Annotated in this window: 9 protein-coding genes; 7 read left to right on the forward strand and 2 right to left on the reverse strand. The window is 42.6% G+C overall.

What is annotated here, in order from left to right:
- Positions 1–323 precede the first annotated feature (323 nt).
- From CW749_RS19595 to CW749_RS19610, 4 genes are all read left to right on the forward strand, one after another.
- The gene (locus tag CW749_RS19595) at positions 324–1,355 is read left to right on the forward strand and encodes an Mbeg1-like protein (RefSeq protein ID WP_180958451.1); all 1,032 of its coding nucleotides are present in this window, start codon (positions 324–326) and stop codon (positions 1,353–1,355) included.
- 97 nt (positions 1,356–1,452) lie between these two features.
- Positions 1,453–2,532, forward strand: a complete 1,080-nt coding sequence (locus CW749_RS19600) for a TRAP transporter substrate-binding protein (protein WP_101113969.1) — start codon at positions 1,453–1,455, stop codon at positions 2,530–2,532.
- A gap of 67 nt (positions 2,533–2,599) precedes the next feature.
- The gene (locus tag CW749_RS19605; protein WP_101113970.1) at positions 2,600–3,187 is read left to right on the forward strand and encodes a TRAP transporter small permease subunit; all 588 of its coding nucleotides are present in this window, start codon (positions 2,600–2,602) and stop codon (positions 3,185–3,187) included.
- A complete protein-coding gene (locus tag CW749_RS19610) occupies positions 3,177–4,532 on the forward strand; it encodes a TRAP transporter large permease subunit (protein WP_101113971.1) in 1,356 nt (451 codons plus the stop codon). The genes CW749_RS19605 and CW749_RS19610 overlap by 11 nt, the downstream gene beginning before the upstream one ends.
- A 40-nt stretch (positions 4,533–4,572) precedes the next feature.
- Here the strand turns inward: CW749_RS19610 and ppiC are convergent, their stop codons facing one another.
- The gene (ppiC, locus tag CW749_RS19615) at positions 4,573–4,851 is read right to left on the reverse strand and encodes a peptidylprolyl isomerase PpiC (protein WP_101113972.1); all 279 of its coding nucleotides are present in this window, start codon (positions 4,849–4,851) and stop codon (positions 4,573–4,575) included.
- Positions 4,852–5,077: 226 nt separating this feature from the next.
- Here ppiC and CW749_RS19620 point away from each other — a divergent pair, with 226 nt between their 5' ends.
- Both CW749_RS19620 and yiaY read left to right on the forward strand, forming a co-directional pair.
- Complete coding sequence (locus CW749_RS19620; protein WP_101113973.1) at positions 5,078–5,983, forward strand: chemotaxis protein; 906 nt, start codon at positions 5,078–5,080, stop codon at positions 5,981–5,983.
- Positions 5,984–6,240: 257 nt separating this feature from the next.
- Entirely contained in the window at positions 6,241–7,389 is a 1,149-nt protein-coding gene (gene yiaY / locus CW749_RS19625) for an L-threonine dehydrogenase (protein ID WP_101113974.1), read from the forward strand.
- A gap of 86 nt (positions 7,390–7,475) precedes the next feature.
- On the opposite strand, the gene CW749_RS19630 is transcribed toward yiaY, so the two are convergent.
- Entirely contained in the window at positions 7,476–7,937 is a 462-nt protein-coding gene (locus CW749_RS19630) for a TetR family transcriptional regulator (protein ID WP_101113975.1), read from the reverse strand.
- A 492-nt stretch (positions 7,938–8,429) separates the two neighbouring features.
- Between CW749_RS19630 and CW749_RS19635 the strand changes: the two genes are divergently transcribed.
- Positions 8,430–8,726: a DUF406 family protein gene (locus CW749_RS19635; protein WP_101113976.1), complete on the forward strand. Its 297-nt coding sequence runs from the start codon at positions 8,430–8,432 to the stop codon at positions 8,724–8,726.
- The last annotated feature ends 218 nt before the right edge of the window (positions 8,727–8,944 follow it).

An 8,944-nucleotide genomic window follows, 5' to 3' on the forward strand; every position in this document is an offset into this window, starting at 1 on the left:
AATGAGACATAATCCACAGTATTAATCATTTGTGTAAATGAACTGTAACACTCACGAATTGCATGTGCGATCCAAGATTTCCTTTACATTTCCTACAGTAACAGTTCCCTCCCACTCTGCCGGATTGCATTTTTAAAGCTATCGATTTTATTACCAGACCAAAATCTTATTGAACATAAGCTTCAAACACACTAGCCTTGTTTATATTGAGACTCACAGTCTCAATATAACAATCGAGATTATCATAGCACATCCAACACCTACCACTTTTGGAATGAGAATCACGAAGTATGGACACAACTAAAAGACTTAAGGAAATGAGCATGAAACTAAGACATAACGTTGCGACGTTGCTTTGTTTTGGTCTTGTATCGACCCAAACTTACGCCCTAACTCAAGAAGAAGCGATCAATGTAGGCGCGTACATCGAATCGGTACTGGTACCCAATTACACAGACACAGCAAATTCAACCGGTACCACCTACAAAACTCACCAGCCCCCATCCATTAATCAAGCTGCGGAAGCGTTGGATTATTTAGAGTTTGCAGAAGTCGTTCACACTGCAAATGGATCACCTCGTGGCTGGACAAGAGTGGATAACGTTATCGACTATGATTCAGGTTTCTACGCGGGTATTTATCAAAAATCCAATACCGTTATCGTTGCGTTTCGTGGCAGTGAACTAGGCACTTCTGACTGGGTTACTAATGGCATTATGGTGCAAGATATGGTCCCTGCTCAGTACGCCATGGCTATAGAAAAATCGATTGAAATTAAAAATCAATATTCTGGCTACCAAATACATTACACAGGTCATAGCCTTGGCGGAGGGTTAGCAACAGCAGCAGCGATAACAACAGGGGATCCTGCAACAGCGTTCGACGCTTCAGGCATTGCGAATGCCGTATTAAATGAAATTAAATCGAAACATACTGCTCAAGGAAAGCCTTCTAATCAATGGCAAACAAACGCCGGCCAAATTACGAATTTCAATTTAGAAGGTGAATTCGTATCCGACTTAGATTATCAACAAGACGCCGATACCCTTGGTCCTACATCGAAGCAATATGGTGATATTCATTACTTGTCTGCTTCACGATTCACTCCACTATTTCTCGTTAATAATGGATTAACACGTCATTTCACAACACCTTTGAAAGAAGAATTGATGTTTCTTTCTCAACCCATTTTTCGCGTCAATACGAGTGATTACAACTCGATTGACAACGATATAAATAGCTTTACCGCTGCGTTCTATATCGATTGGACAGATGACACCCTTGATGTTCTGTTTTGGCAAACCAACTTTGCAATCAATTCGTTGCCAAGCTTGCTAGCCGACTTAGGGTTCTAACCGCGCTCATTAACCAGTGCATAACACTCTATAAATCATTACATCAACTACCTCTCGACAGAAATTATCTGTCTTAGTAAAAAATAAGGTGTTTATCATGAAAACGAAACCATCGACTAAAAGAGCTGCTGTAATCAAAACAGGATTAGCGGTTGCCATCTCTGCCGCAGCCATTGCAGGTATGCCAGCCAACGCCGAAGATAAAGTACGCTGGAAAGTCCAAGCGGTATTTGGGACACATCTACCCGCCTTAGGCGACCCAATCAAGTACGTATCTGAACAGATTAAAAAAGCCAGCAACGGCAATATCCAGTTCAAAATTTATGAGCCTGGGAAGCTGGTTCCGCCATTTGGAATTACTGAAGCGGTTAAAAATAAGCAACTCAACGCGGGATACACTTGGTTAGGTTACGACCAAGGAAAAATCCCTGCTGCTGCTTTATTTGCCGCTGTGCCGTTCGGAATGGAACCATGGGCTTACGCTTCTTGGTGGTACGATGGAGAAGGCAAAGCACTTGCAGAAAAGCTGTATGCAAAACACAACATTCACCCTGTTTTGTGCTCTGTTATTGGCCCTGAAACTGCGGGCTGGTTCAAGAAAGAACTCACTTCTCTAAAAGATATAGAAGGTCTTAAAATTCGATTTGCTGGTCTCGGTGGTAAAGTGATGCAAAAAGCAGGGGCATCGGTCACTGTATTACCCGGTGGAGAAATTTTCCCTGCATTAGAAAAAGGCGCCATTGACGCGAGCGAATTTTCTATGCCTGCCATCGACCAAATGATGGGCTTTGACAAAATAGCCAAGAACAATTATTTCCCCGGTTGGCACCAAACGTTCACCGCCTCTCACTTAGTAGTGAATACTGAAACTTGGAAGTCCCTTTCAGATGGTCAGCGCGCCATGATTGATATGGCATGTACCGCGGGCACGTTCCGAGCGCTAACACGTGGAGAAGCCCTTCAAGGTTCAGTGATTAAAGGGTTTGAAGCCAAAAACGTCACCGCTCGCCAGTTACCCGACGAAATTTTGGGTCAGCTTAAATCACTCACAGATGAAGTTATGAGTGAAATTTCAGCTAAAGATGCAGATTTTAAAGAAATCTACCAATCTCAACAGGCTTTTGCTGAAGAATACGATATTTGGAAGTCAAAGGCTTACTTACCTAACAACTACTAAAATCAACCAGAACACCCATTATTTAGTGGCGTCGAATAGACGCCACTCTTCTCAGAGGACGCCGAATATGAGCTCCATATCTCTCCCAGAGTCCAATAAAAAGGCACTGCTTAGCCAGCTTCCAGAAACGAGCTTATCTGTAGCTCTGGATAAGATCATAGGTAAAGTGAATGATTACATGATTTGGATTTGGCCACTTCTAATGTCGATCATCGTTGTAAACGTTTTGATGCGCTATTTGATTGGCGAGGGTCGGGTTGAATTCGAAGAATTACAGTGGCACCTATACTCCGCTGGCTGGCTACTGGGGCTAAGTTACTGCTTTATGACTGATTCACACGTAAGAGTAGACATTCTGTACGACCACTTTTCTATAAAAACAAAATGCTGGGTAGAGTTGATTGGAATCACCACGCTTCTGGTCCCATTTATAGTGATCGTTTTAAACTATTCACTCCCCTTTATTGCGTATTCTTGGCAGCTAAGTGAAGTTTCTTCAGCTCCAGGCGGACTGCCCTATCGTTGGTTTATTAAATCCATACTTTTTGTTGGATTTGCCTTTCTTGCTGTCGCTGTTATCTCTCGATTGTCTCGTATCCTCGCTGCTTTGATTTCCGGCAGATTCACCCAGTATGGAGGTGAGAATGGAAATTAATGAAATTTTAGCGATTGGTATGTTCGCCACTTTCATATTGCTGCTTTTTACGGGTTTTCCTGTCGCATGGATCCTTGGCGGCGTATCCATTTTGTTCTCCGCCATCGCACTCGGTTTAGACACGTGGGCAGACACATGGATTGGCATTGACTGGCAATATGTTTCTATCGTCATTCCTAGAATATGGGACACCATGAATAACTGGGTGTTAGTCGCGCTCCCAATGTTTATCTATATGGGGTTAATGCTCGATCGTTCTGGCGTCGCACAAGATCTAATGACAAATCTCGTTCGGTTGTTCGGACGAGTTAGAGGTGGATTGGCCATTACCGTCACCATCGTTGGCTTACTGCTCGCCGCATCAACAGGGATCATAGGGGCTGCTGTTGTTTTGCTGTCTGTTCTTGGTATACCTCTAATGCTAAAGCAGGGTTACAGTAAATCACTCGCATGTGGAACAGTTTGCGCCACAGGAACGTTAGGCATATTAATACCCCCAAGTATTATGCTGGTCATGATGGGCGATCGAATTGGTCTTTCCGTTGGTGACCTGTTCCTTGGTGCTCTTTTCCCTGGTTTGCTTCTTGCTGCGCTTTATGTGGGCTACATCGTTTTCACAGGGCTAATCTCACCAAGTAAAGCGCCGTTGTCTGAGTCGGCAGAACCGGTATCCATTCTTGTGATTTTACAAGTATTCCGAGCAGTACTCGCACCTGCAGGGCTTATCGTCGCCGTTCTTGGATCAATATTTTTTGGTATCGCAACGCCTACCGAAGCCTCAGGCGTAGGTGCGGCAGGCGCGACACTTCTCGCTTGGTCTAAAGGTGCGCTGAATAAAACGGTGTTAAAGGAAGTTGGAGAAGAAACCACCAAAACCACCGCTTTTATATTTGCTCTTTTCGTTGGAGCAACCGCATTTTCTTTGGTACTTAGAGGATTGGGAGGAGACGAGCTGATAGAAGGTGCGCTAACGAATTTAGATTTGGCTCCAAGCGGCATTATTATTGCCATTTTAATCGCTGTTTTCTTGTTAGGGTTCTTTCTGGATTGGATAGAAATCACCTTGATTGTGCTTCCACTCGTTGCTCCGGTGGTTTCATCCCTTGGTTTCGACTTAATTTGGTTTACCGTACTCTTCGCTGTTTGCCTACAAACGTCATTTTTAACCCCACCCGTTGGATTTGCCCTTTTCTACATGAAAGGGGTGGCACCAGATGGTGTCACTATTGGGGATATATACAAAGGGGTGATTCCGTTCATTTTGCTTCAAGTGATAGCACTTGCCATTGTGTTTAACTTTCAGCAAATCGTCACTTGGCTCCCTGGAATCGCCTATGGGTACTAATGAGAAACTAGAAAGGTCAGGTATTGCCTGACCTTTTGAATTAGGTGCGGTATAGCACTTTAATGACATGCCAACCAAACTTAGTTTTGACGACTATAGGTTTCAAGACTTCCCCAGTAAATACGGCTTTATCGAACTGAGGAACCATCTGCCCTTTCTTAAATTCACCTAGATCACCACCTTTCTTTCCAGATGGACACGAGGAATACTTCTTCGCAAGCGTTTGAAATTTAGCACCTTTATTAATCTGGCTAACAATATCTTCAGCTTGTTCTTTATGCTTAACCAAAATATGTAAGGCTGCTGCCGTTCTCGCCATGGGGTTGTCCTCTGTGTTTGAAAGGCCCGAATTGTAACCCAAACGTAGGTCATGTGCATCGTTAGAATGGAATGAAATATAACCCTAACAAAATCATATACATCCATTACCAAATAACTACTGAGCCACAGGCGAAACAATTAGATTCATTTTAATTGATCTAAATGTGAGCCAAAGAGGCAGATTGATTGTAAAATGAAAGTGAGTTTACTTACGCGGATTATATATGAAAAGCAAAGCCAATCAGTCTCAAGGAATGCTGATGTTTAAGCTAACGATTCAGCAGAGCTTTGCCATCGGCACATTGAAAGTTAGGGAAATAGTACCTTATGCCCAAACCACACAAATCCCCTATTCTCACCCTCATGTCGTCGGAACAATACCAATTCGAGATTTGACGGTACCCGTTATTGATATGGCAGCCGCAATTGGATTTCGCCCAATAGCACGTGAAGAATACGAGAACAGCTATTTAATTGTGACAGACTGCTTACGCACCATTGTGGCCTTTATGGTGCGCGACATTGAGAAGATCATTGAATGTGATTGGCGTTCGATTGAATCTGCGCCTGATACAGTGGGCGACAACGTGTTCGTAACAGGTATCACTCGCCATAAAGACAAAATCGTTCAAATGCTGGATGTTGAGCTTTTGCTATCCAAAATATACCCAGAACATGACAGCCAGCGTATTCCAATTTTAACCGACGTAGAACGCGAGCGCCTTAAGCCTCTCAATATTCTTCTGGTTGATGACTCTAGCATTGCAAGAAAGCAGCTATCGGATGCGTTGGATAGTATCAACATCCCTTATCAAGTGTGTAAAAACGGGATAGATGCATTGAATTTAATGAAAGATGATGCAGCTAACCACAAGCCAATAGATATTTTAGTTAGTGATATCGAAATGCCTGGACTGGATGGTTATGAACTTGCTTTCGAGGTTCAAAACGATACCGCGTTGAGCCGATCATATAGGATTTTACACACCTCACTTTCGAGCGAAATTTGCGTAGATCGAGCACATCAAGTAGGCGCACACGAAGCCCTTACAAAATTTGATGCCACTGAACTCGTACAAGCCATGCTCAGAGGCGCTAAACAAATTGAAGAATCCGTCAGTGCGGCTTAACTTCATCATTTAATTCCATTATCAGCCGGTGATTTCGCCGGCTTTTTTAACTTCCTCTCTTTCTCTCTCTTTTCCACACCCTGCCACTGCGACATATATCACATAAATATGAAAGCGATAGCAATTGGTGTTAATCGTTGTTTCAGATCAACAAAGAAAACCCATTTCATAAGCAAAGTGAGCATATACCCAAACGACCTCTCCTAACACGAAAGAGAGGCAACGAAGCAATGTATAACAATAATGGAGAGTCTGAAATGACAAGCGCATTTTACATCCCTACGGTCAATCTAATGGGCGCGGGTTGCTTAACTCAAGCCGTCGATAGCATTCAATCACAAGGTTTTACAAAGGGGTTAATAGTTTCCGATAAGGTGTTAAACCAAATCGGCGTCGTGAAACAAGTAAACGATTTACTTGCTGATAGAGCAATTGCGACCGTTGTTTTTGATGGAACCCAACCAAACCCTACAATTTCCAACGTAAATGAAGGCTTAGAGTTGTTGGTAGAAAATGGGTGTGACTTTGTCATCTCATTGGGTGGTGGCTCACCCCATGACTGCGCTAAAGGTATCGCACTTGTTGCGGCTAATGGCGGGAAAATTGCCGATTATGAAGGCGTAGACCAATCAGAGAAACCTCAGATACCACTGATAGCCATTAATACAACGGCTGGTACCGCTTCCGAGATGACACGCTTCTGTATTATTACGGATGAAAAGCGTCATATTAAAATGGCGATTGTAGACAAGCACACTACACCTCTCATGTCCGTTAACGATCCTGAGCTGATGCTTGCAAAACCTTCTTCATTAACTGCTGCGACAGGAATGGATGCATTAACTCATGCCATTGAAGCTTATGTGTCTACTGCTGCAACACCAATCACCGATGCAGTCGCAATAAAGGCTATAGAGCTCATTCAAGCGCACTTAAGAACGGCCGTAAACAAAGGTGAAGATATAGAAGCCCGTGAGCAAATGGCATACGCTCAGTTTATGGCTGGAATGGCATTCAACAACGCGTCTCTGGGTTACGTTCACGCAATGGCTCATCAACTTGGTGGATTCTACGACCTACCACATGGCGTATGTAACGCCGTTTTGCTTCCGCATGTACAAAAATATAATGCACAGGTATGCCCTGCTCGCCTAAAGGACATTGCAGCAGCAATGGGGGTAAACGTAACGGAATTAACTGATGAACAAGGTGCGGAGGCTGCATTGAGTGCCATAAAACAGCTTTCTGAAGATGTTGGTATTCCGGCGGGGCTAGAAGTTTTGGGGGCAAAGTCTGAAGACATTCCCTTACTTGCAGAAAACGCCCTAAAAGATGCATGCGGATTTACCAATCCTAAGCAAGCCACTCATGATGAGATTTCTTCCATTTTCGCCGCGGCTATGTAGCCCATAACGTGAGTAGCAAATAATCTCAGTTCTAATCAAGAAAACCAGCCAATTGGCTGGTTTTTCTTTCAAGATACTTTTTGGTTTTAGCCAGCCATACGAACTAAGCTTTTTCCAAACAACACATCCAGATCTTCACGAGCAGATTCACCGTAGTTATCTTCTACCATCTTATATAAACGCTCTATTCCAGCTCGAGCGAATTCGTGCGCATTTTCTGATGTCACGACATGGTGGAATAGCAATCTAAGAATTGCTAAGAACTCTGCATTATCAAGGGCTTTAACCCAGCTGGATTTAAAACTCTCAACCCCTTCATCCAGAACCAGGTGTGTTACGAACATTTTAAAGATTCGTCCATCTAGTGCTGCTGTGAAATCCGTTTTCTTAGGGAAGTGGTGACTGATACCTGTACGAGAGACGCCTGTTTGTTGACTCAAAGTGGTGTAAGACATTTTGTCGTAGCCCAATGTAATTAACTGGTCTACAACTGCATCCATAATCTTTTGAATGGTGATTTCGGTATCTTCTTTACTACGCTTTGGCATGTTAGGGCTCATCTATTTTATATGTTTAAGTACACTCAAAATCGAGCATGAGCGACTTATAGTATTATGTTCTATATTTTTAAAATCTCAACAGATTGAGGAATATATAAGCAATTATTCACGAAATTTGTGATTTGCTAGGAGTAAATTCATAAAGAGCGAGATCGATAAATATTCGCTCATTTGATTTACCCGAATACCGGGCAATAGAACTTTATTTAAAGTGACACTATTGCAAATGATTCCGATTTCCTGAATCTTCTTACAAATTACTCAATTGGGCAATACGGCCTTATTTTACGACCCGACAAATCGACATTTTCATTCACATAGCCGTGACAAAGGTCACATAAATACGATGAATATATCGTTACAAAACACTATTCCATGAAATCGTCGAAGCCAACAATTTAACACCAACAAACTGAAATTCTATGGTTTTAAAGGCACCAGAAGAGTAACATACCCTCATTAATTGTAAGAGGATACGTTATGACAACGAAAGTAGAAGAAAACCAAGTTTGTGAAGCATGTGGATGCAGTGCAGAAATGGGGTTCATTATTAAAGAAGGCGACGATGTAGCAAACATTTCTTTGTTTGGTCGTGATTTCACTGCATTAGAGTCTGAACTCAATAAATACATAGATCTAGCAAAAACAGTATCTGACGAAATGACGTACGAAAGCCAGCGTATTGAAGGCAAAGACGGTATTGAAACAAGATTCCAATTCACTTGCAGTGCCGAAAAACTCATTTTTGAATTGAAGACGCGTGCACTAGCTCGATAAGCTGTACCAATACAGATAAACAACCAATACAGATAAACTGTATTAGTTCCGACTAGATCTGACACTTCAATTTGAAATGAAGAGAGTTACCCACTTTGATTAAAGGTGCTGAGTCACTAATCAAAGACAATAAGAGGTAACTCTCATGCTTCATACTAGCAACCCAATCATCAAACACAAGGCAGGTCTTCTCAATCTTGCAGAAGAGCTCGGCAATG

The sequence above is a fragment of the Vibrio sp. vnigr-6D03 genome (genome assembly GCF_002835515.1).
Taxonomy (GTDB): domain Bacteria; phylum Pseudomonadota; class Gammaproteobacteria; order Enterobacterales; family Vibrionaceae; genus Vibrio; species Vibrio penaeicida.

Bases quoted from the DNA above. Each gene is read 5' to 3' on its own strand.
- CW749_RS19595 (WP_180958451.1), top strand. From the start codon at position 324: ATGAAACTAAGACATAACGTTGCGACGTTGCTTTGTTTTGGTCTTGTA.
- CW749_RS19600 (WP_101113969.1), top strand. From the start codon at position 1,453: ATGAAAACGAAACCATCGACTAAAAGAGCTGCTGTAATCAAAACAGGA.
- CW749_RS19605 (WP_101113970.1), top strand. From the start codon at position 2,600: ATGAGCTCCATATCTCTCCCAGAGTCCAATAAAAAGGCACTGCTTAGC.
- CW749_RS19610 (WP_101113971.1), top strand. From the start codon at position 3,177: ATGGAAATTAATGAAATTTTAGCGATTGGTATGTTCGCCACTTTCATA.
- ppiC (WP_101113972.1), bottom strand. From the start codon at position 4,851: ATGGCGAGAACGGCAGCAGCCTTACATATTTTGGTTAAGCATAAAGAA.
- CW749_RS19620 (WP_101113973.1), top strand. From the start codon at position 5,078: ATGAAAAGCAAAGCCAATCAGTCTCAAGGAATGCTGATGTTTAAGCTA.
- yiaY (WP_101113974.1), top strand. From the start codon at position 6,241: ATGACAAGCGCATTTTACATCCCTACGGTCAATCTAATGGGCGCGGGT.
- CW749_RS19630 (WP_101113975.1), bottom strand. From the start codon at position 7,937: ATGCCAAAGCGTAGTAAAGAAGATACCGAAATCACCATTCAAAAGATT.
- CW749_RS19635 (WP_101113976.1), top strand. From the start codon at position 8,430: ATGACAACGAAAGTAGAAGAAAACCAAGTTTGTGAAGCATGTGGATGC.